This window comes from Rhizobium hidalgonense, from assembly GCF_005862185.2.
Lineage (GTDB): Bacteria > Pseudomonadota > Alphaproteobacteria > Rhizobiales > Rhizobiaceae > Rhizobium > Rhizobium hidalgonense.
In genome coordinates this window covers 2,952,641-2,972,308 of the sequence record NZ_CP054027.1, presented here as the reverse complement: position 1 = coordinate 2,972,308, position 19,668 = coordinate 2,952,641, and the positions used below count along the sequence as shown (strand labels likewise).

Genomic DNA, 19,668 nt, shown 5'->3' with positions numbered 1-19,668 from the left:
ACGAATGACCAGCATTCCGAGCATCGAGGTCGAAGCAGAACGCCCAAAACCGAGCAATTTGCGAACAGTAGAGCAGAGGGGCTCAAAAAGCCCGCTGCTCGTCGGTTTGCTCCTGATGCTCCTGCCTGTGAATGCCGGCGTTCTCATCTATACCGCTAAAAACTCGGCGGATGTTCGCGAGAGCCGCGAGACCATCGCCGCGATGAAAAGGTCCATCGATGGCCTGAAAGGACAGATCGAAAAGCAGTCGGGCAAGATGGACGACAATGCCAAGGCCGACGACGTCGCAGTGATTCGCCAGCAGATGGATGAGCTGCAAAAGGCTGTGGTGAGCGAACGGCGCGACGACACGAGCGGTCTACGCATGGGTTCGGCTCTGGTCCTGAGCGCCCCCGGCAAGGAACCGGCACAATTTTTCGCACCCCGTGCCGCGCCGGCGGAAACTCTAACTCCGGATAGCAGTCTTGCGTCGATGGCCGCCGGGGGCATTGCGGTCAATGACCTGCCGCGTTACGAACGAACACTCTCGCCGGAAGGCCAACTCATCCTTCGGAAGGCACGGTAACAACGACGTCACCTCCAAAGAACGTCGCATCAAACGTGCTTCATGTGAGGTGCTTTAGATCTTATGTTTTTCCGTATGTCCTGTCGCGAAACTGCTGCACAATTTTGCGCGACATGTTTTAAAGCAGTTGCTGGACGCAGCCAAGGGCGCCGCGCCGATGCTCGCAACGCCGCAAGGGCACTCTCATCTCGACGCAGATCGCTGAAGGCCTATCACCGCTGAGCGTATTTCACGCTGTTCTTCATCAATTCGAGATTACGGGCTGTGACTTCATTTCCGGGATCAAGCTCATAGGCTTTCAGGAAATACCGTCTGGCAGTGCGCAAATCACCGCGCAACAGGTGAGAATATCCAATATTGTTGTAGTAAACAGGGGTGTTGCCGATCATTCGCGAGAGTTGCTGGTAGGCGCGGTCGGATGTATCGAAGCGGGCAACCATGTCGGCGGAGGCTGCTAAGCCTAGCCAAGCGGCCGGATCTTCCGGAAAAACGTCAACCGCTCGCTTGTAAATGGCGTAGGATTTTCCGTAGTTCTTTTCCTGAAACTGCAGTTTGCCGGTGGTTATCAACTCGTCGTTCTTATAGAAGGCGACCGCTGAGTCATCCTCGAGGGTCTTTGCACTATCGCCATAAGCAGCCAGACCATCACTGGCTGACTGGCAACCAGCTAAAATCGCCCCGGTCGCTATCAAAAACGCGATGCATGTCGTTCCAGCTCTGATCTGCAACATTGGCAATATGATCCCCCATCAGACATTCTTGCCCAAGACTCGGATGTGTCCGCCGGCAATCATCGTGAAAAAAAGCTAACAACTCAAGAATTTAAGAATATACTCACAAAAAAGCGACAGAAGCGGTCTTCGTCGGAATGCGATAGCGTGAAAAAAGCCTACTATCCAAGGTAGGCATCATCTGCCCCGTGACTCCCTGAGTGATCAATCAACGTCGCCTATCCCCCGTCAGGTCAAAGGATGGAACGCTGCATGTGGATTGCCATTTTCACAATGATGCGACTTGGGCCATCGCTGGCTTACGCGTTAGCATCGATCTTCGTTCTCAGCATGCCGCTCCTGGAAAGCCACCCCTCAAGTGCCTTCGCCTGGTGGCTGTATATGACGATACTTCCGATCATGCGCGAACCCATCTATCTGCTTTTGGCCGTACCCGGCGTTGGAATTTGGAGCGCAACGGTCCTTTTGATGATTGCATCGATTTTCGGGATTCGAGTGGCCATGCAGCCGCAAAGACATCGCCGGTCAGGATTCATCCATGCCCATATCGCGCTGATCGGGACCGGTCTGACCATGGTGCGGGGAGCCGTTGCGCAAGCCGGCCTTTCCGAGTTTGCGCTGCCTCAATTTCCACGGGGCGACTGGTCGTTCCTGCCGCTATCCCAACCGCTTGGGACCATCCTTTTCATATCCGTGTTTTCGGCGTGCATTTGCAGCCATTTAACAGTCATCAAGCGTGCAATATCGGCGTGATAGTCCCCGCCGGGGCGCGGCAAGACGAGACCTTGAGTTGCGGCAGCGCACAAGTTGCGCTCAGGGATGCTGGTTGACCCAGGCATAGCCGAAACGATAGCGGTCGTCGCCGCGTCGATAGAAATATGGCGCGTCAATCACCAATGCCTCAGGCGCGGATGCGCCGAGATTGGCCTGCAGCCACTCCGCCATATCAGGCGGCAGCGCTTCGCTTCCGCCCTTGGGGAGAAGCCACACCAGGAGAAGTGGGCGCCGGCCGGTAAGATCCGGGTGGAAGCCGGGATAATCCACCGAGAGGACCGGCACGCCGGGAATATCCTGCCTGAGATTGCCGGCAAGTAGGCTGTCGCCGGCAAGGATTGCCGCCGGCTCGGCCTGTTTGCGCAAGCTCTCCAGCATCGTGGCATAGGGCCTGTTCAATCGCTCGTAATGACCGGTGAAGCGTGCGGCCGCGACGCTGCCGTAAAGGGCGGCCGGCACGCCGATCATGATGATGGCGACGATGGCCAGGAAACGCCGAAATGGCCGATCTGTCGCGACGCCCGCTGCCTCGATCTTCAGGCAGAAATAGAGCGGCAGGAGGAAGAGCATCGGCACCAGCCAGCGATCCTTGATGCCGGCAGCACCGCCGAAGACGATCAAAAACAGAATGCCGACCAGGAAGACAAGCATCATCCGTTCCAGCAACCGCGTCCATTGCGAACCCACCGTCAGCGCCGGGCGAAGGCTCCTGCCGAAGACGATGGCGAAGACCGCCACTGTCAACCCGGCAAAGCTGAGGGTGGCGAGCGCGAGCGAACTGACACCCATCGCCACCTGCGCGGGATAGCTGGCATGGCCGCTCGCGGTCATCTTCTCCAGCGTGCGCGCGGTGGCGAAATCGAGATTGTCCTTCAGCCAGAAGAGATGCGGCAGGGTGATGACGAATGCCACCGCCGCCGTCAGCACCAGCCGCCAATCGAAGATCCGCGGCCGCAGGCGTGCATCCGAAAGCGCGGCAATCAGCGCTGCCGCCGGCAGGATCGCGAAATTATATTTGGCTAGCAGGCCGAAGCCAATGCCGATGCCGGCGATCAGATAGGAGGCAAGGCTCGGCTGCTTCAGGCTGCGGATGAAGCCGTAGAAGAAGATGCTGGCCGAGAAGAACACGGCGACCGTATGCGTCAGGTCGCGCTGCATTTCGAAAGCCATCTGCGGGATCGTCAGCAGCCCAAGTGTGGCGACCGCCACCAGCGCCTTGTCGCGCAGGATGAGCCGTGCGGTCAGGCCGTAGAGCAGGTAGGCGATGAACAGCAGAAGGTTCTTCACCACCGAGAGGGCGGCAAGCGAGACGCCGGCAAACTGAAAGACAGCATATTGCAGCCAGTTGTAAAAGGGCGGCTGCGGGCCATAGCCGGCCGCCAACCATTGCGAGCGGAAGGCCTGTTCGGCTTCGTCGAGGTCGAGCGAATGCGAGGTTGCGAGCCGCACGCCGACCTGAAGCGTGAAATAGGCGGCCAGCAGGACGAAAATCCAGCGGATGTCGCGATTGTTGGTCCCGCTCATCTATCGCATCCCCGGCCGGACCCAGGCGTAACCGAGCGCGAAATTGTCGCCCTGGCGGCCGAAATAATAGGGAAGCGACAGCGAGCCGATCTCCCGCGGCGCGATACCGGCGGCCGTCAGCGCCGATGTGAACCGATCCGGCATGACCGCATCCGCAGCCGTCGCCGTCTTCTTGCCGCGCCAGACGATCAGCACCGGCCCCTTGGCCTCGTCATAGGCCGGAATGCCCGGTACCGGAAAATCCGGGATCACCACGGGCACATCGGGAAATTGCAGCCGCATGTTGCCGCCGACATAGGTGTCGGAAGCGATCACCAGCGCCGGCTGCCCCTGTCTCGTCATCTCGCGCGAAAAACCCGCCATCGGCACATTCGGCCTGGCATAGGTACCGATCAGCCCGGCGCCGACGACACGCAGGCCGAGTGCGATCAGAACGCAGGCCATCAGCACCGGCAGCAACGGCCGGAGGCGACGCAGACCGGCGGAAAGGTCGATGCCGGCAGCCTGCATTTTCGCCAGGAGATAGATCGGCAGCACCAGCAGGAACGGGTCGAGCCAGCGCTCACGCACCGTGGTCGAGCCGGTGAAGAGCACGATGAGAGCGATGCCGGCCAGACTTGCGAGCATCATCCGCTCCATCATCCCGGTCCAGCGGTTTCCGGCCGAAAGCGCACGGATGAAATCCCGGCGGAAGGTGCCGGCGAAGATTGCGACCGGCAGCGCTGCAAAGGCGATGATGGCGACGAGAAAAGCGAGAAGTCCTTTGCCGGCTCGCACCATGCCGGCGGGTTCGTTGCCGGCGGCCATCTTGACCAGAGTATCGGAGGAGGCGAAGGCGAGATTGTTGCGCAGCCAGATCGCATGCGGCAGGACGATGACGAGCGCGACGGCGATCGCCGCCAACAAGCGCCAGTCGAGCGCTCGGCGCCGCCATTCGCTATCGGGCAAGATGGCAATCAAGGCGGCGACAGGCATCAGCGCGAAATTATACTTCGAGATCAGCCCGATGCCGGTTGCAAGCCCGAGCAGCAGGTAACTGCCCATCTCGGGCCGGTCGAGCGTGCGGAAGAAGGCGTAGAGAAACAGTGCGCTGGCAAAGAGCAGCGCCGTCGTGTGGGTCAGATCCTGCTGGGCCATATAGGAGACCTGGGGCAGGGTGATCAGCGCCAGCATGGCGATGGCGGCCAGCGTCTGGTCCTTCAGGACGCGCCGTCCGGCAAGGCCATAGAAGAGATAGGATAGGAACAGCAGGATGTTCTTCGGAACGATCAACGCGCCGATCGACATGCCCGTCAGCGAAACGACGGCATATTGCATCCAGTTGTAGAACGGCGGCTGCGGGCCGTAGCCGGCCAGCAGATATTGCGAGAAGAAGGATTGCTCGGCCTCGTCGAGCTCCAGCGAATGCGGCAGCGCGATACGCAGCACGATGTTGAGCGCGAAATAGGCCGCAAGCAGCAGGCCTGCGGTCTTGATCGTCCTCGTCGCGCGCTCCAGCATCATGCTGCCGGCTTAGGCTTGGCTGCGATCGTCGAAGATCTGCCGCACGATATAATTCGGCGAGGCGTCGTCGCGGTAATAGGTGCGCGCGATCATCTCCGCCAGGATGCCGGTCGTGATCATCTGCACGGACGAAAGCAACAGCACGACGCCGACCATCAGCATCGGGCGCGTGCCGATGTCATTGCCCATGATGAACTTGTCGAAGCCGAGATAAAGCAGGATCAGCATGGCGACCGCGCCGAGGCCAAGACCGAGCGAGCCGAAGAAATGGCCGGGCCGTGCCTTGTAGCGCATGAAGAACATCACCGACAGCAGATCGAGGATGACGCGGAAGGTGCGCGAAATACCGTATTTCGAAACGCCGTGCTCGCGGGCATGGTGGGTGACCGCCATCTCGCCGATGCGCGAGCTCGGGACGACACCGGCCACCCAGGCCGGGATGAAACGGTGCATTTCGCCCATCAGCTTCACCTGCTTGATGATCGAGGCACGGTAGATCTTGAGGCTGCAGCCGTAATCATGCAGCTTGACGCCGGTGATGCGGCCGATCAGGTAGTTGGCGCACCAGGAAGGAATCTTGCGCAGGAACAGACCGTCCTTGCGGTTCTTGCGCCAGCCGACCAGGAGGTCGAGTTCACGCCGTTCCAGTTCGGCGACCATCGAAGGAATGTCCTTCGGATCGTTCTGCAGGTCGCCGTCCATCGTCGCGATCAGCCGGCCCTGGGCGGTGTCGATCCCGGCCTGCATGGCGGCGGTCTGTCCGAAGTTGCGCTGCAACTCGACGATCCTGAGCGTCAGCCCCTCGCGCCCGACAAATTTGCGGGCGTTGACGAGCGTCGCATCCGTGCTGCCGTCGTCGACGAGGATCAGCTCCCAGGGATTGGGATAGGCGGCCATTGCAGCCGCGACACGCTCGACGAGCGGGCCGACGCTTTCCTCTTCGTTGAAAATGGGCACGACCAGCGACAGCTCGAGCGATTGTACCGGATCATTCGTACCGCGAATGGGCTCTACCGTTGTCTGCAACTTTCATCTCCAAAAGGCCGGACGGCCGAGCAATCTTATCGCTGCTGCCGCGCTTGCGGAAGGCTAGTACATGAAGTGTCCGTCCGTTGCCAGCGGGCAATGCCGGTTTCCCCGCAATCGGCTGACTTGCCGGAACGCTATTTCGCGCCGCCTTCAACCCAGGAATAACCAATGGAGAAGCTCTTTTTGCCGTTGCTGAAAAGATAGGGCAGCGTCAGCGTCTTCAACTCCTGCAGATGAATGCCCGATCTCACAAGATCATTCGCAAAGCCGGGGGAAATCGTCGGGTCATCTGCGGTCTCGCCGCGCCAGATAACGAGCACCGGCCCCTTCGCAGTCGCATATTCGGGAACGCCGGAACCCGGGAAGAACGGGATCACCACGGGCACATCCGGGAATTCCAGCTTCATGTTGCCGGCCACGAACTTGGTTCCGGCCACGATCAGAACCGGCTTGCGGGTCGCGGTCAGTTCGGCCACGTAACCGGAGAAGGGCACGTTCGTTCTGGTATAAGTGCCGATATATTGAATGGCGACGATCCGCAGCAGAAGGATCGCCAGGATGACGACCATGAACACCGGCACGACGGGGCGGAAGCGCGCAAGGCCGGCGGAAAGATCGAAGCCTGCGGCTTGCAGCTTCAGGAACAGATAGATCAGCAGCACCAGCAGGCAGGGGTCGAGCCAGCGTTCGTGGATATCGCTCGCGCCGGCGAAGACAACGACTCCGGCGAAGGCGATCAGGCTGACGATCATCATCCGCTCGATCACCCGGATCATCGGATTGGTCGAAGCAAGCGCACGAAAGAAATCCCGTCGGAAGGCTGCTGCGATCAGAACGATCGGCAATGCGACGAAGCCGATCACCGCGATGACCAGCGACAGCAGCCCCTGCCCGATGCGGGGAAGGCCGGCGGCGGCCTCGTGCTCGGCGGTCATCCGCTCCAGTGTCGGGCCCGAAGCGCTGGCGAGATTATCGGGCAGCCAGAGCGCGTGCGGCAGAATGATCAGAATGGCGATCGCGATCGCCGGCAGCAGACGCCAGTCGAACAGACGGTTGCGCCACTCTCGGTCCGGCAGGACGGCGATGAAGGCGGCAAATGGCAGGATGGCGAAATTGTATTTGGAGATCAGCCCGATGCCGGTAGCGATGCCGATGACGAGATAGCTCCCGACTGTCGGCCGGCGAAGTGTGCGGAAAAAACCGAAGAGGAAGAGCGAGGTTGCAAACAGCAGAGCGACGGTATGGGTCAATTCGCGCTGCGCCATCAACCCCACCTGCGGCAGCGTAATCAGGCTCAGCATGGCGACGGCTGCAAGCGAACGGTTCTTCAGCGCCTCGCGGGCAGCAAGCCCGTAGAAGAGATCGCAGCCGAAGAGAATAATGTTCTTCGGCACCGACAGCACCCACATCGATATGCCGGTCACCGACACGATGGCATATTGGATCCAGTTGTAGAAGGGCGGCTGCGGGCCGTAGCCGGCAAGCAGATATTGCGAATAGAAAGCTTGCTCCGCCTCGTCGAGATCGAGCGTATGCGGCAAGGAGATGCGCAGCACGATATTGAGCAGGAAATAGACTGCCAGAAAAAGGCTTGCGGTCGTAATGTTTCTGGTAATCCGCTCCAACATCGATCTCCACGTCAAGCCGGCAAGGCGCCGTCGCCACTGGTCTGCCGCCCGCGTGCCGGTGTGGAAGAGGCGTTGCCGCCGTCGCCCATCAACTCCGCCGTTGTGCGCAGGCTTCATTTCTCCTAAAAGGCCTGGCGCCGGAACCGATGCCTAAGCCGGCGCCCAGCGAGGAATGCCTACTACATGAAGAGTTCGATCGTTGAAAGCCGGCAATCCTGGTTTATGCGCAATCGCATGACGGTGCTGACGGTCGTTATCGTCGCAGCCTATGCGCTCTTCATCCAATGGTTCTGGGGTTGGCCCGTCATCATCAGGCAATGGGCCGATGTCGGCGCCGGCCCGGTGATCGCGGCGCTGGTGCTCCTGACGAGCACCTATTTCCTGCGCACCTGGCGCATCTACGATTATTTTCCGAAGGAAACGGCGGGTCGGTTCGCGGTCCTCTTCCGCGTCACCCAGATCCACAATCTGCTGAACATCATGCTGCCCTTCCGCACCGGCGAGACCAGCTTTCCGCTGTTGATGCGCTCGGAGTTCGGCATTCCGCTGACGCGCGCGACCTCGGCGCTGTTTGTCATGCGGCTGCTCGACCTGCACGCGCTTGTGGCCGCCGCCGGCATCGGTTTTGCCGTCGGCGCCGCCAATCAGACGGTTGCCTGGCTGCTCTGGACCGGCTTTCTGCTGCTGCCGGTCGCAGCTTTCGCCGCCCGCAAGCCGCTGCTGCGCCTCGCCGCCAGGCTGCTGCCGGGGAAGGCGCAGAAATTTGTCACAGAGATCGAAAACGGCTTGCCGCTGGATGCCACCGCTTTTGCCCGTGCCTGGGCGATGACCATCGTCAACTGGCTGGTCAAGGTATTGGTGCTGGCCTGGGCGCTCGGCCTGATGGGCGTGCTGCCGATGGCGGCAAGCTTCGGCGGTGCGCTCGGCGGCGAGCTCTCCTCCGTACTCCCAATGCATGCGCCGGGCGGCGTCGGCACCTATCCCGCCGGCATCACCGCCGGCGCTATTGCTCTGGGCGCTTCGAGCGAGAGGCTCGCCCTGGAAGCACTGGCCCAGGCGAGCGTCAACGCCCACCTGCTGATCATCGTCTCGGCGCTGACCGGAACGGCGATCTCACTGCCGCTCGGGCGTCGCGGCAAGCTCTGAAATCCGCTTTCTGAGAAATGCCTGTTCCGGCTCCTGCCGGCAGAGCGACAGCGCCCTCGCATAGGCTGCGATCGCCTCTTCGCGCCGCCCGAGGCGGCGCAGGAAATCGGCGCGCGCCGAATGGGCGAGATGATAGGCCGGCAGCTCTCCGCGCCCCAGAATGGCATCGACCAGATCCAACCCCTTTGCCGGCCCTTCCGCCATAGCGACCGCCACGGCGCGATTGAGCTCGACGATCGGCGAGGGTTGGGCTGAAAGCAGCAGGTCGTAATAAAAGGCGATCCGCCGCCAGTCGGTCTCTTCGGCGACCGGCGCCCTGGCATGCTCGGCGGCAATCGCTGCCTGCAGCGTATAGGCACCGATCTCCCCCGGGCGCATTGCCTGGGAAAGCAGCGCCAGGCCTTCCGCAATCTTCGCATGATCCCAGAGCGAGCGATCCTGATCGGCAAGCAGCACCAGCGATCCCTGCTCGCTGCTGCGGGCGGAACGGCGGGAATCTTGCAGCAGCATCAACGCCAGCAGGCCACAGACGTCGGGATGCGGCAGTAGCGCCAGAAGAAGCCGTGCGAGCCGTATCGCCTCTGCGGTCAGGTCGGCGCGGACCACATCTTCACCCGAAGAGGCGGAATAACCTTCGTTGAAGACGAGATAGATAACGTGCAGCACCTGGTCGAGCCGTTGAGGCAGCACCTCGCGGGCTGGCACCTCGTAAGGGACCTTCGCCGCCCGGATCCTGCCCTTGGCGCGCACGATCCGCTGCGCCACTGTCGGTGCCGGAATGAGGAAGGCATGGGCGATCTCTTCGGTAGTCAAACCGCAGATTTCCCGCAGCGCCATCGCCATCTGTGCATCGGCGGGAATGACCGGATGGCAGCAGGTGAAGATCAGCCGCAGCATGTCGTCCTCGATCGGTTCCATCTCGCCGATCTCCGTTTCGTCGACGCTGTAGAGGCTGTCCTCGATGTGATGCTGCGAAGCATCGAAGCGCGCCCGCCGCCTGATCGTGTCGATCGCCTTGAAACGCCCTGTGGAAACAAGCCAGGCGAAGGGATTGCCGGGAATGCCGTCCGCCGGCCATGTCCGGGCGGCGGCGGCAAAGGCATCGTGGAGCGCCTCTTCCGCCCGGTCGAAATCGCCAAGCAGGCGGATCAGCGTCGCCAGCACCCGGCGCGACTGCGTTCGGTAAATCTCCTCGATCAGTCTTTCCAAGGCGCACCTCAATCCGGCAGGGTCAGCGTTCGCACGGGCCGGAGTTCTACCGCACCGAAACGCGCGGAAGGGATTCGCCCGGCAACCTCCTTTGCCTTCGCAATGTCAGGTGCCTCTATGACGTAAAAGCCGGCCAGATGCTCTTTCGTCTCGACATAGGGACCATCGGTGGCCGACAGCGCGCTGTTTCGAACGCGCAGGACGGTCGCTTTGTCAGGCATTTCCAATGCATCGGAATGAATCAGGATGCCTTCGCGGCGCAGCTCCTCGTCGAAGGCGAAATGCGCTTTGATAAGGTCGTCGGTTTCGTCAGGCGTCAGCGTCCCGTCCGTGTCGGCGCTGTTATAAATCAGGCAGATGTAGCGCATGACTATCTCCCGTCCTGGATCGAATAAGCGGGGCGCACTTCGATCGAGCAATATTTGAGGATCGGAAAACTGGATACGATCGTCTGCGCCTCCTGGATGGTTTCGGCTTCGATCAGCACGAAACCGCCGAGATGTTCCTTGATTTCGGCGAACGGGCCGTCGGTCCCCGAGGCTTCGCCGTCGCGCAGGCGGACCGTGATCGCGCTCGACGGCTCACGCAAGGCAAGCGCCACCAGCAGATGACCGCTGTCGCGCCAGCAATTGTCGCTGGCGATGCACTCCTGCGTGACGGCTTCCCATTCGGCTTGGCTTACCAACTTGCTCTTTTCGGTGTCGAACCAGATCTGGCATAAAAACTTCATTGGTCTCTCCTCATTGAGCTCGGAATTCATGGATCGGCCGCACCTCGATCGCGCCGAGTCTGGCGAGCGGGATGCCGGCGGCGATGCGGATCGCCTCGTTAAGGTCTTTCGCCTCGATGAGGATAAAGCCACCGAGGGCCTCTTTCGTCTCGGCGAAAGGACCGTCCGTCACCGACGTCTCACCGCTTCGCACCCGGACGGTCACCGCCGATGTCGGCGGCTGCAACGCATGGGCGACGATCAGATGCCCGCTTTCGGCAAGCGCCTTGTCATAGTTGAGTGAGTTCGTGCCGAGTTCGGCCTTTTCCTCTTTCGTCCTGGCGCCGAGCACTGCGCCATCGAACCAGACCTGACAGAGATATTTCATCGCGGACAGCCTCCTTGTGCGTGTTCAACAACCCTGGACGACCGAGCCGCAAGCATTTCGACAGCGGCGGAAAAAATCTTTTGTGCCGGTCCGGCGTCGAAATCGCAAGGCAGCACTCGACAAGGCTTCGTCGAAACACTGTCGAGGAGAATGGCAATGAGTATTCTTGAAATCGCGCTGGCGAGCCAGATCTGGGCACGCCGAGGTGAGAAACGTCCGCTGGATTTCGACGAAAGCGATGGGCTGAAGGCCCTTCTGCGCGTCGCTTTCGTCTTCTTGGCCTTTACCCTGTTGATTGCAGGGCTGAACATTGCGGCCGGCAGGCCACAGATGCTCGCGCAGCGCTCGGCGCCTGTTGTGACCGGCAGGTGAGGAAACGGCCTATTGAAAGGCCGTTTCGAAGAAGCTGCGCAGCTTGCGCGAATGCAGTGCTTCCTTCGGCATGGCGGCCAGCTTCTGCACGGCGCGGATGCCGATCTGCAGATGCTGGTTGACCTGCGTGCGGTAGAAGGCGGTCGCCATGCCCGGCAGCTTCAATTCGCCGTGCAGCGGCTTGTCGGAGACGCACAGCAGCGTGCCGTAGGGCACGCGGAAGCGGAAGCCGTTGGCGGCGATCGTTGCCGATTCCATGTCGAGCGCGATCGCACGCGCCTGGGACAGCCGCTTCACCGGCCCGCGCTGGTCGCGCAGTTCCCAGTTGCGGTTGTCGATCGTGCCGACGGTTCCGGTGCGCATGATGCGTTTCAGCTCGAAACCCTCGTAGCCGGTGATTTCGGCAACGGCTGCCTCCAGCGCCACCTGTACTTCGGCGAGCGCCGGGATCGGCACCCAGACCGGCAGGTCGTCGTCGAGCACATGGTCCTCGCGCATATAGGCATGGGCAAGCACATAGTCGCCGAGCCGCTGGCTGTTACGAAGGCCGGCGCAGTGGCCGAGCATCAGCCAGGCATGCGGGCGCAACACGGCGACGTGGTCCGTGATCGTCTTGGCGTTGGAGGGGCCGACGCCGATATTGATCATGGTGATCCCGGCATGGCCCTTCTTCTTCAGGTGATAGGCGGGCATCTGCGGCAGGCGGGTCAGCGCCGCATCCGTTTCCGGAGCGTTTGAGCCTGGCAGGGTGACGATGTTGCCGGGCTCGACGAAGGCGGTATGGCCGTCGCCGCCCTCCGCCATCAGCTTGCGGGCCCAGCTGCAGAACTCGTCGATATAGAACTGGTAGTTCGTAAACAGCACGAAATTCTGGAAGTGCTCGGCATGTGTCGCCGTATAATGCGACAGGCGGGCGAGCGAATAGTCGATCCGCTGTGCGGTGAACGGCGCAAGCGGCGAGGGCTCTCCCGGCGGCGGGATATATTCGCCATTGGCGATCTCGTCGTCGGTGGTGTTGAGATCGGGAGTGTCGAAAATATCGCGCATCGGAATGTCGATGAAGGCGTTGGTTGACGCCTCGACATGGGCACCCTCGCCGAAGGCGAAATGCAAGGGGATCGGCGTCGTCGATTCCGAGACAATGACCGGAACATTGTGGCTCTTCACCAGGAGCGCGAGCTGCTCCTTCAAGTAATGCTTGAAGAGCTTCGGCCGGGTGACTGTCGTCGTATAGATGCCTGGTGCCGTGACATGGCCGTAGGAAAGGCGCGAATCGACGTGGCCGAAGCTTGTCGTCTCGATGCTGACCTGCGGATAGAAAGCACGGTAGCGCGAGGAGATCGGCGCGCCCTGCGCAAGCTCGGTGAAGCTCTTGATCAGGAACGCCGTATTGCGCTCATAAAGCGCTGTCAGCGCTTCCACCGCCTTGGCGGGATCATCGAAGCTCTGCGGCTGGAAAGGGGGTGGTGAGGATATGTCGAGCGGCGGCAAAGGGGAGATTCGTTTGTTCATGACGCATTATAGAGAGTTGTTTTTGACAAGCAAACGACGCGCGCCGGCGGAATCCGATTAATTTATCGTCTTCCGCGTCTGTTGCCAGTCACTGCACCGACGGTGCGCAGAAGGTGCCGTTCCGCTCCAGGCAGGTATAGCTCGCCCCGAAATGCGATTGCGTGCCGCCGCCGCCATTATGCACCACGACAGCTGAAAAGGTGATCGCGAAGATCGCCGCAAACAATGTGATGATGCTGAAGCGTCTTGCCAGAATATACATGTCCATCGCCTTACCCCCGATACGCAACTCTATCGTGAGAAGAGTTTTGCCATGGGCCGGCTGAATGAGTGCTGAGATGCTGGTTCATCCACCGTTCATAGAAGTCAGCCGGCTAACGGCTCTGGAATGGGCGCAAAGAGCTTCGAAGCATGCCCAGGCGTCGGCATGCTTCGCGCTTCTATGATGGTTGCGCAGGCGTATTTAAAACCTCAGAGCCGCGTCCAGGTCTGTGACTTGCAGAGGATCTTCATCACGCAGCCCTGCATCCTCAGCGAATTGCCGGAGATCTTGCCCGAGCCGCTATAGGTCTTGTCGGCGGCCGGGTCGGTGATCTCGCCGGCATAGATGTCGCCGGTTCCGGCAAGCGTGCCGATCTTCCGGCCGGCATATTTGCCGGTCTTCAGCGTCACGCAATAACTGCCGCCGCAGGAGGCGATTACCGCCGTATCCCCGGCCGCCGTCTTCCAACTGCCGACGATCGGCTCCTCGGCGTGGGCTGAGCCTGCGATCATTGCGATGGAAATGGCCAGAACGAAGCTGCGGATCATCTTTTCCTCCATGATGTCCTTGATCGGGCGTGAAATTAACTGACGCGAACGTAAAGGTAAACATGCATGGTCATTTTCCATGGCGGCGTTGGAAAAGTGCTGAGGAAACGGCCTGCGGCGCGCTTTCGAAATATCCGCGTCTGATTTCATGATGAATGATCCCTTTATTTTCAGATCTGAATCTTTCGTAAAATTCGAGCGAAAGTCCTTAAGTCGCAAGGCCTCTGATGTTTAACAAAAACCCAAATTTACCAAGCATTTGCACTTTGTTTGTCTCAAATTAATCATGCATTTTAGGCGTTTTTTGAAGGCCGTGCGGCATAGTGAACCCATCAAACGAGCGGGGCAAACCCGCCGAACCGCAAGGGCCGCAAGCCGCGATAGACGGCAAGGCCCCGAGGTAAAACAGGGTAAGTCATAAACAGGCTAACAGGGATAAAACCGATGGCACGCTTTGAAATGCACAATGCTGAAACGGCCACCATGGGTGGCGACAACAGCGCCGATGTCTTCTGTGAAATGGGTCTGATGTATGCGACCGGCCGCGGCTGCGAAGTCGATCTGGTCGCAGCCCACAAATGGCTGAACATCGCCGCAATCAAGGGCAACGACCGCGCCGCAGAGCTTCGTGCGGATGTGGCCGCCGCCATGGACAAGATGCAAATCGTGGCGGCGCTGCGCGCCGCCCGTGAGTGGATGACGGTCCACTGAACCTGTCCTACCGATACGGGTAGGAAGATATAAGAACCTCGGAAAGAGGGAGCTGGCAGGGCGCTTTCAACAGGCCCGACGCCAGGAGAACGGAACCGCGGCCGGATCCTCCACCGGCCGCGGTTCTTGCTGTTTTACATCACTGAGTGTAAGCATGATGTTGCCCGAAAACCGCTAAGACGTTTCGGCGTCATTCTATCAGCCGATTTGTTTCAGCACCTGTGGCAGCGCCTCTTCGAACAGCGCCATATCCGCCTCCGGCCCGACGCTGACACGAATGCAGCGATTGAGTGGCGCCACGCCGGGCATGCGGATGAAGACGCCGCGTTCCATCAGCCCGTCGACGATCGCCCGCGCATAGGCGCCATCGCGGCCGGCGTCGATCGCCACGAAATTCGTTGCCGAGGGCAGGGGCTCAAGACCGTTTGCCCGGGCGATGCCGCCGATCCGGTCGCGCGCCACCTGGATTTTTCCGACCACCTCGGCGAGATAGGCCTGGTCCTTGAGGGCGGCGAGTGCCGCCGCCGTCGCCAGCCGGTTCATGCCGAAATGATTGCGGATCTTGTCGAAGGCCTGCGCCGTGCCTGCCGTCGAGATCACGTAGCCGGTGCGCGAGCCGGCAAGACCGTAGGCCTTGGAAAAGGTTCGGGTGCGAACGACGTTCGGCAGCTCGATCATCGAGGCGATCGAGGGCAGCGCCCCTGCCGGCCCGGTCTCGCTATAGGCCTCGTCTAGCACCATCAGCGTCGTCTCGGGCAGCGCCTGGGCGAAAGCGACGATCCTGTCGGCATCCCACCAGCTTCCCATCGGATTATCGGGATTGGCGAAATAAACGAGCGGCGCATTCTCCCGCTTGACGGCATCGAGTAGGCCGTCGAGATCCTCGCGGTCGTTGGCGTAGGGAACGGTCACCAGCCGGCCGCCGAAGCCGGCGACGTGAAAATTGAAGGTCGGATAGGCACCGAGCGAGGTGACGACGGGCGCGCCGGGTTCGATCACCAGCCGGACGATCTGGCCGAGCAGCTCGTCGATCCCGCTGCCGATGGCGATGTTGGCGGCCGAGACGCCGAGATGGTCTCCAAGCGCTTGCCGGAGCGCGAGATTCTCCGGGTCATTGTATTTCCATATATTGCCGGCCTCCTCGCGCATCGCAGCAAACACCGATGGGGCGGGGCCGAAGCCGTTCTCATTGGCGCCGATGCGTGCCGAAACGACAAGTCCGCGCTGGCGCTCGATGGCCTCGGGACCGACGAAGGGAACTGTGGAGGGCAGGGCGCCGGCGAGCGGCGTGAAGCGCGAAAAGGCGGACATGCGAAGGCGGTTTCCCGGATATATTGACGATCGGCGCAACAATAGGCCCGGGCACCGCCGACGCAAGCAAGATTATTTCTGCAGCCAACTGGCTGTTGGGCTCTTTACGCCCGGAAGATCGGCGCCCGCCGGGCGGCGATGGCTTCCATATTGCCGACAAGGAAATCGGTGCGGACGACGCGGCGCAGAACCTCGGGGTCCATGATGTTGATGAACCGCACCCCGATGCGCTCCTTGTGGCGGTAGACCTCGGCACAGCCGATCCGGTAGGCGAGGCCGAGAATGTTGAGATAATAATGTTTCGGCAGGCCGGCGGTGGTCGACACGATGAAGGTGGCGCCGCCCTGGGAGATATCGATGATCTCGGCGCTGCGCATCGAGACGCCGGTGAGGCACGGCCGGACGGCGACGATGCGGGCGGGCCGCTTGACGCTAAATTCTTCCCAGCGCAGGTCGTAGACAGCGGACTTGACCGTCGCAAGGTGTGTGGCGCGGAGCATAGACATTCACATTCTCCGTCAGTCAGGGCACATTTGGGGTTCTTGCTCCAGCCAACGTCACATGAATGTTTTGCACATTCGTCAAAGATAAAATGACAATTTTAACGAGTTTAAATTTTGTTCCCAAGCGGGACGCCCGATGTGCATTATCGGGACGCGGGCTTACCTTCCAGCCCCAAGGCAAATGGTGCAGGCATAGGCGAACAGCGCTGTTTTCCTCGTCAATCTCTCGAACCTGCATTTCGACGCAGAACAGGCCGCCCCGACCGCCGCCGTGCGATTTCGGCGCAATTTTTCCCGAACTCTTTCAATTGCCGGGCGTTCTGCCTTGATCGATGAAGCACGGCGCGCTTCGAATGACGACGCGAGGAGTTGAAAATGACCAACGTCAAAATCCCTTGGGAATCATGGGTCGTGGTTTGCGACGGAGCCAAGGCTCTGATCATGCAGAATGCCGGCGATGCCCAGCTGATGAACCTGAAGGTGCTGGAAACCCTGACGCAGCCGAGCACGCCGGATCGCGAGATTGGCGCCGATAAGCCAGGCCGCACCCACGCAGCAGACGGCTTCAGCCGCAGCGCTGTCGAGGAGACCAGCTGGCAGGACCAGGCCGAAGCCGAATTTCTGAAACAGGTGGCTGAAAAGCTCGACGCGCTGGTGCAGGAAAAGAGTGCACGTCGCATCGTCATCGTTGCACCGCCGAAGGCGCTCGGCACGTTACGGCCGGCGCTTCGCGCCGATACGCAGGCCGCGATCACAGCCGAGGTGGCCAAGGATTATACCAACATGCCGGTCGACGAAATCCAGCGGCATCTCGCTGCCTGAGGCGGCAAGTCGATCTCTCAGAAAACAAAGGGATAGGGGAAACGCGGGTCTTACGGCCCGCGTTTTCGTGTTATATCGACGGCCTCTGCCCGGCAAACAGCTCCTGATGATCGGCAAACAACGCCGCCAGGCGGTCGATGACGATCCTGACCTCCGGCCGCTGTCGCTCGTCATCATGCGCAACGATCCACATGTCATGGGTCAGTTCGTCGATGAGAGGCCCGGCGCGAACGAGCTTGCGGTCCCGATCGCCGACGAAACAGGGAAGCACGCCGCGGCCGGCGCCCCCGCGGATCAGGTAAAACAGCATATGCGGCGTGTTCGTCCAGCTGGTGATCCAGTAATCCGGCTGTTCGAACGTCCATTTGTCCGCCGGCGAGACGGCCGTATCGGTGCCGAGCGAGATCCAGTTGCAGTTGGCCTCGTCATAATCTGCGGCCTGATAGACCGCATGCGCCACCTTGACCGAACGGCGGATCGCGACATTACCGCTGTCCGGCCTGTTGTGGCCAACGGCGATATGCGCCTCGCGGTAGGTGAAATCGACGTCCGCGTCGCGGGTCTTGTAGCACATGCGAAAGCTGTCCTTCGGCGTCCAGACGCTGGCGAGATGATCGGCGATGAAGCGCGAGGTCCAGCTGTCGGCGGCCGTCGAGACGATCGGCAGTGTTAACACCTCGCCGCGCCAGTCGGAGATCGCACGCGCTGCATCCTGCATCAGCCGGACGCGGTCGAGTAGCTCCTGCCCGTCCCTCGCCAGCAGATAACCGGTGGGGCCGCGGTTAAACAGCGATCGGCCCGTCACCCGTTCAAGCGCCAGCATACGCCGGCCGATGGTCGGCGCGCTGAGACCGGTGCGCGCGGCCGCGGCCGAAAGCCCGCCGCCGGTCGCGACATGGAAGAAAAGCTGCAGGTCGTCCCAGCTCGCATCTTTCATGGATGAAAACCCCCTTTCCCCAGCGCCTCTACATCGGAAGGGCGCGAAGGCTTAGTTCCAGTGCTCGAGCCAATAGATGGAGGATGAAGCAATGCTTCTCAACTGGGTTGTTCTCTTCAACGAATTGCAAATCTATAACAGGCGGGTGCGCCGCGATCCTTTCGCCGACCCGCTCGAGGGGCCGGAATGGCGCGGATTGCTCTGGGCCGCTTCCGCCATCGCGCGTCTCTCGGCAAGACGGGGCGGGGAGAAAAAGGCGCTACGTCCCGGTAAATCGCGGGCGGAAAAAAGTCTCAGCTTTCGAAGCTCAGCCGCAGCACGTGGTGCAGGAATTCCGGATTGAGCAGCATGTTGAAGCTGACCGTGACCCATTCGCCTTCGCGCTTGACCATCGTCGAGCCGATCTCGTCATGGATGCCGAGGATTTCGAGGAAGAAATGGCTCGGCATTTCCAGGTTCGGGCTCACTTCGAGCAATGCGCCGGCGAGCGTGATCGTGCGGATCAGGCAGCGCACCTGCGTTCCGGTGCTGAGGTGATGGCCGACGAAGATGATGTTGCCCGGCCTATCGAGATTGAATTCTCTGTAAGCACGTTCCGGCTTGGGGTGTTCTGTGTCGAGGTGCATCTGAAAGGCCCTTTAGCCTCCGCTCATTGTACGACAGGAGAATAACGCAAGAGTGCTGACGATTGCTGAAGAGCATCGTTAAGATTGAAGCCGTCGGCAAAAGCTGCGGGAAAATCGCACCGATTTCGTGCAGATTTGCTCCAAATCTGCTCACTCCTCAGCGCACATGCGCCATTCTTGACATGTCGGCGACGTTCGCGCATACAAGGGCCGGTTCGAGGCACCGGCCGCTCGCGGATGAAAATCCATGGTGAAGTCCTCGCGATCATGGTCACGGCCCTTGTGCATGCTGACTGGCGGCAATGCGAGCTCCCATCCACAGTCGAAGAGCATGCCTTGCGAAGGCTCACTCCATGACGACGACCTATCCTGCCATTGACGAATTGAAGGTCCAAGCCAAGCGCTTGCGCCAGGCGATGAACGATCGCGGCACCGCGCTGACCCACAGTGCGGCCCTGGAAATGATTGCTCGCCAGCACGGCGCGCGTGATTGGAACACGCTGGCGGCGCTGGCTGCAAAACCCAATGCGGCTGCGAAGACGCCGCTCTTCGTCGGCGCGCATATTCGTGGCCGCTATCTCAATCAGCCATTCACCGGTGAAATCCTGGCGCTCTCGGCCTTGCCGGGAGGCGAACTCCACAGGATCACCATCCATTTCGACGAGCCGGTGGATGTCGTGACCTTCGAGAGCTTTTCGGCCTTTCGCCGGCGTGTGAACGCCCAGATCGACGCCGACGGCGTCTCGCCAAGGAAGACTTCGAACGGCGTGCCGCATCTGGTGCTCGATCTCTAATTTTTCCTTTTTTTCGAGACCATCCGTATCCGCATGATTTCAAGCCGGATCGGACCGCGCTCGA

The 19,668-nt window shown here is 60.8% G+C and carries 24 protein-coding genes; 8 read left to right on the top strand and 16 right to left on the bottom strand.

Features of this window, described 5'->3' with window-relative positions:
• The first annotated feature begins 4 nt into the window (after positions 1-4).
• Positions 5-565, top strand: coding sequence for a hypothetical protein (locus tag FFM81_RS14365; RefSeq protein ID WP_003569266.1), 561 nt, complete (start codon positions 5-7; stop codon positions 563-565).
• A gap of 212 nt (positions 566-777) precedes the next feature.
• Here the strand turns inward: FFM81_RS14365 and FFM81_RS14360 are convergent, their stop codons facing one another.
• Positions 778-1,296, bottom strand: a complete 519-nt coding sequence (locus FFM81_RS14360; RefSeq protein ID WP_003569264.1) for a tetratricopeptide repeat protein — start codon at positions 1,294-1,296, stop codon at positions 778-780.
• Positions 1,297-1,548: 252 nt separating this feature from the next.
• Between FFM81_RS14360 and FFM81_RS14355 the strand changes: the two genes are divergently transcribed.
• Positions 1,549-2,049: a hypothetical protein gene (locus FFM81_RS14355; RefSeq protein WP_097536414.1), complete on the top strand. Its 501-nt coding sequence runs from the start codon at positions 1,549-1,551 to the stop codon at positions 2,047-2,049.
• 60 nt (positions 2,050-2,109) lie between these two features.
• On the opposite strand, the gene FFM81_RS14350 is transcribed toward FFM81_RS14355, so the two are convergent.
• The 4 genes from FFM81_RS14350 to FFM81_RS14335 form a co-directional block, all read right to left on the bottom strand.
• Positions 2,110-3,594, bottom strand: coding sequence for an ArnT family glycosyltransferase (locus FFM81_RS14350; protein ID WP_138384799.1), 1,485 nt, complete (start codon positions 3,592-3,594; stop codon positions 2,110-2,112).
• A complete protein-coding gene (locus FFM81_RS14345) occupies positions 3,595-5,094 on the bottom strand; it encodes a glycosyltransferase family 39 protein (RefSeq protein ID WP_037092434.1) in 1,500 nt (499 codons plus the stop codon). It abuts the gene before it with no gap.
• A gap of 12 nt (positions 5,095-5,106) precedes the next feature.
• Positions 5,107-6,123 carry a glycosyltransferase family 2 protein gene (locus tag FFM81_RS14340; protein ID WP_003569256.1) on the bottom strand — a complete coding sequence of 339 codons (1,017 nt, stop codon included), beginning with the start codon at positions 6,121-6,123 and terminating at the stop codon, positions 5,107-5,109.
• Between the two features lie 137 nt (positions 6,124-6,260).
• Positions 6,261-7,754, bottom strand: a complete 1,494-nt coding sequence (locus FFM81_RS14335; protein WP_138384880.1) for an ArnT family glycosyltransferase — start codon at positions 7,752-7,754, stop codon at positions 6,261-6,263.
• 183 nt (positions 7,755-7,937) lie between these two features.
• On the opposite strand from FFM81_RS14335, the gene FFM81_RS14330 reads away from it, so the two are divergent.
• A complete protein-coding gene (locus FFM81_RS14330) occupies positions 7,938-8,900 on the top strand; it encodes a lysylphosphatidylglycerol synthase domain-containing protein (protein WP_025415751.1) in 963 nt (320 codons plus the stop codon).
• Here the strand turns inward: FFM81_RS14330 and FFM81_RS14325 are convergent.
• From FFM81_RS14325 to FFM81_RS14310, 4 genes are read right to left on the bottom strand one after another with little or no spacing between them, the layout of a single operon-like run.
• Positions 8,868-10,109: an RNA polymerase sigma factor gene (locus FFM81_RS14325; protein WP_097536405.1), complete on the bottom strand. Its 1,242-nt coding sequence runs from the start codon at positions 10,107-10,109 to the stop codon at positions 8,868-8,870. The genes FFM81_RS14330 and FFM81_RS14325 overlap by 33 nt on opposite strands.
• A gap of 8 nt (positions 10,110-10,117) precedes the next feature.
• Positions 10,118-10,477: a YciI family protein gene (locus FFM81_RS14320; RefSeq protein WP_138384800.1), complete on the bottom strand. Its 360-nt coding sequence runs from the start codon at positions 10,475-10,477 to the stop codon at positions 10,118-10,120.
• A 2-nt stretch (positions 10,478-10,479) separates the two neighbouring features.
• The gene (locus FFM81_RS14315; protein WP_138384801.1) at positions 10,480-10,839 is read right to left on the bottom strand and encodes a YciI family protein; all 360 of its coding nucleotides are present in this window, start codon (positions 10,837-10,839) and stop codon (positions 10,480-10,482) included.
• A gap of 10 nt (positions 10,840-10,849) precedes the next feature.
• A complete protein-coding gene (locus tag FFM81_RS14310) occupies positions 10,850-11,206 on the bottom strand; it encodes a YciI family protein (RefSeq protein WP_003569246.1) in 357 nt (118 codons plus the stop codon).
• A gap of 156 nt (positions 11,207-11,362) precedes the next feature.
• Here FFM81_RS14310 and FFM81_RS14305 point away from each other — a divergent pair, with 156 nt between their 5' ends.
• Entirely contained in the window at positions 11,363-11,578 is a 216-nt protein-coding gene (locus FFM81_RS14305; RefSeq protein WP_003569244.1) for a hypothetical protein, read from the top strand.
• A 9-nt stretch (positions 11,579-11,587) separates the two neighbouring features.
• Here FFM81_RS14305 and FFM81_RS14300 read toward each other — a convergent pair whose 3' ends face one another.
• The 3 genes from FFM81_RS14300 to FFM81_RS14290 form a co-directional block, all read right to left on the bottom strand.
• On the bottom strand, positions 11,588-13,090 hold the full coding sequence (locus FFM81_RS14300; RefSeq protein ID WP_025415754.1) for an AMP nucleosidase: 1,503 nt from the start codon (positions 13,088-13,090) through the stop codon (positions 11,588-11,590).
• 88 nt (positions 13,091-13,178) lie between these two features.
• The gene (locus FFM81_RS14295; RefSeq protein WP_025415755.1) at positions 13,179-13,358 is read right to left on the bottom strand and encodes a hypothetical protein; all 180 of its coding nucleotides are present in this window, start codon (positions 13,356-13,358) and stop codon (positions 13,179-13,181) included.
• Between the two features lie 203 nt (positions 13,359-13,561).
• Positions 13,562-13,900: a DUF2147 domain-containing protein gene (locus tag FFM81_RS14290; RefSeq protein WP_138384802.1), complete on the bottom strand. Its 339-nt coding sequence runs from the start codon at positions 13,898-13,900 to the stop codon at positions 13,562-13,564.
• Between the two features lie 444 nt (positions 13,901-14,344).
• Between FFM81_RS14290 and FFM81_RS14285 the strand changes: the two genes are divergently transcribed.
• Positions 14,345-14,611 (top strand): SEL1-like repeat protein, encoded by a 267-nt coding sequence (locus FFM81_RS14285; protein WP_003569238.1) that lies wholly within the window; start codon positions 14,345-14,347, stop codon positions 14,609-14,611.
• 198 nt (positions 14,612-14,809) lie between these two features.
• Here FFM81_RS14285 and FFM81_RS14280 read toward each other — a convergent pair whose 3' ends face one another.
• Entirely contained in the window at positions 14,810-15,922 is a 1,113-nt protein-coding gene (locus FFM81_RS14280; protein WP_025415757.1) for a pyridoxal phosphate-dependent aminotransferase, read from the bottom strand.
• Positions 15,923-16,026: 104 nt separating this feature from the next.
• The gene (locus FFM81_RS14275; RefSeq protein WP_003569234.1) at positions 16,027-16,428 is read right to left on the bottom strand and encodes a pilus protein PilZ; all 402 of its coding nucleotides are present in this window, start codon (positions 16,426-16,428) and stop codon (positions 16,027-16,029) included.
• 372 nt (positions 16,429-16,800) lie between these two features.
• Here FFM81_RS14275 and FFM81_RS14270 point away from each other — a divergent pair, with 372 nt between their 5' ends.
• On the top strand, positions 16,801-17,247 hold the full coding sequence (locus FFM81_RS14270) for a baeRF12 domain-containing protein (RefSeq protein WP_138384803.1): 447 nt from the start codon (positions 16,801-16,803) through the stop codon (positions 17,245-17,247).
• Between the two features lie 70 nt (positions 17,248-17,317).
• Here the strand turns inward: FFM81_RS14270 and FFM81_RS14265 are convergent, their stop codons facing one another.
• A complete protein-coding gene (locus tag FFM81_RS14265; protein ID WP_097536399.1) occupies positions 17,318-18,184 on the bottom strand; it encodes a LysR family transcriptional regulator in 867 nt (288 codons plus the stop codon).
• Between the two features lie 91 nt (positions 18,185-18,275).
• On the opposite strand from FFM81_RS14265, the gene FFM81_RS32725 reads away from it, so the two are divergent.
• A complete protein-coding gene (locus FFM81_RS32725; RefSeq protein WP_080687558.1) occupies positions 18,276-18,527 on the top strand; it encodes a hypothetical protein in 252 nt (83 codons plus the stop codon).
• Here FFM81_RS32725 and FFM81_RS14260 read toward each other — a convergent pair.
• Complete coding sequence (locus FFM81_RS14260) at positions 18,478-18,810, bottom strand: hypothetical protein (RefSeq protein ID WP_003569227.1); 333 nt, start codon at positions 18,808-18,810, stop codon at positions 18,478-18,480. The genes FFM81_RS32725 and FFM81_RS14260 overlap by 50 nt on opposite strands.
• A gap of 353 nt (positions 18,811-19,163) precedes the next feature.
• On the opposite strand from FFM81_RS14260, the gene FFM81_RS14255 reads away from it, so the two are divergent.
• A complete protein-coding gene (locus FFM81_RS14255; protein WP_138384804.1) occupies positions 19,164-19,604 on the top strand; it encodes a glyoxalase superfamily protein in 441 nt (146 codons plus the stop codon).
• Positions 19,605-19,668: the final 64 nt, after the last annotated feature.

What these genes read in the sequence shown, in the direction of transcription:
- FFM81_RS14270 (WP_138384803.1), top strand. Translation starts at nt 16,801, where the DNA reads ATGACCAACGTCAAAATCCCTTGGGAATCATGGGTCGTGGTTTGCGAC.
- FFM81_RS32725 (WP_080687558.1), top strand. Translation starts at nt 18,276, where the DNA reads ATGCTTCTCAACTGGGTTGTTCTCTTCAACGAATTGCAAATCTATAAC.
- FFM81_RS14290 (WP_138384802.1), bottom strand. Translation starts at nt 13,900, where the DNA reads ATGATCCGCAGCTTCGTTCTGGCCATTTCCATCGCAATGATCGCAGGC.
- FFM81_RS14345 (WP_037092434.1), bottom strand. Translation starts at nt 5,094, where the DNA reads ATGCTGGAGCGCGCGACGAGGACGATCAAGACCGCAGGCCTGCTGCTT.
- FFM81_RS14295 (WP_025415755.1), bottom strand. Translation starts at nt 13,358, where the DNA reads ATGGACATGTATATTCTGGCAAGACGCTTCAGCATCATCACATTGTTT.
- FFM81_RS14300 (WP_025415754.1), bottom strand. Translation starts at nt 13,090, where the DNA reads ATGAACAAACGAATCTCCCCTTTGCCGCCGCTCGACATATCCTCACCA.
- FFM81_RS14280 (WP_025415757.1), bottom strand. Translation starts at nt 15,922, where the DNA reads ATGTCCGCCTTTTCGCGCTTCACGCCGCTCGCCGGCGCCCTGCCCTCC.
- FFM81_RS14355 (WP_097536414.1), top strand. Translation starts at nt 1,549, where the DNA reads ATGTGGATTGCCATTTTCACAATGATGCGACTTGGGCCATCGCTGGCT.
- FFM81_RS14360 (WP_003569264.1), bottom strand. Translation starts at nt 1,296, where the DNA reads ATGTTGCAGATCAGAGCTGGAACGACATGCATCGCGTTTTTGATAGCG.
- FFM81_RS14285 (WP_003569238.1), top strand. Translation starts at nt 14,345, where the DNA reads ATGGCACGCTTTGAAATGCACAATGCTGAAACGGCCACCATGGGTGGC.
- FFM81_RS14350 (WP_138384799.1), bottom strand. Translation starts at nt 3,594, where the DNA reads ATGAGCGGGACCAACAATCGCGACATCCGCTGGATTTTCGTCCTGCTG.
- FFM81_RS14310 (WP_003569246.1), bottom strand. Translation starts at nt 11,206, where the DNA reads ATGAAATATCTCTGTCAGGTCTGGTTCGATGGCGCAGTGCTCGGCGCC.
- FFM81_RS14315 (WP_138384801.1), bottom strand. Translation starts at nt 10,839, where the DNA reads ATGAAGTTTTTATGCCAGATCTGGTTCGACACCGAAAAGAGCAAGTTG.
- FFM81_RS14320 (WP_138384800.1), bottom strand. Translation starts at nt 10,477, where the DNA reads ATGCGCTACATCTGCCTGATTTATAACAGCGCCGACACGGACGGGACG.
- FFM81_RS14275 (WP_003569234.1), bottom strand. Translation starts at nt 16,428, where the DNA reads ATGTCTATGCTCCGCGCCACACACCTTGCGACGGTCAAGTCCGCTGTC.
- FFM81_RS14330 (WP_025415751.1), top strand. Translation starts at nt 7,938, where the DNA reads ATGAAGAGTTCGATCGTTGAAAGCCGGCAATCCTGGTTTATGCGCAAT.
- FFM81_RS14255 (WP_138384804.1), top strand. Translation starts at nt 19,164, where the DNA reads ATGACGACGACCTATCCTGCCATTGACGAATTGAAGGTCCAAGCCAAG.
- FFM81_RS14335 (WP_138384880.1), bottom strand. Translation starts at nt 7,754, where the DNA reads ATGTTGGAGCGGATTACCAGAAACATTACGACCGCAAGCCTTTTTCTG.
- FFM81_RS14265 (WP_097536399.1), bottom strand. Translation starts at nt 18,184, where the DNA reads ATGAAAGATGCGAGCTGGGACGACCTGCAGCTTTTCTTCCATGTCGCG.
- FFM81_RS14260 (WP_003569227.1), bottom strand. Translation starts at nt 18,810, where the DNA reads ATGCACCTCGACACAGAACACCCCAAGCCGGAACGTGCTTACAGAGAA.
- FFM81_RS14305 (WP_003569244.1), top strand. Translation starts at nt 11,363, where the DNA reads ATGAGTATTCTTGAAATCGCGCTGGCGAGCCAGATCTGGGCACGCCGA.
- FFM81_RS14365 (WP_003569266.1), top strand. Translation starts at nt 5, where the DNA reads ATGACCAGCATTCCGAGCATCGAGGTCGAAGCAGAACGCCCAAAACCG.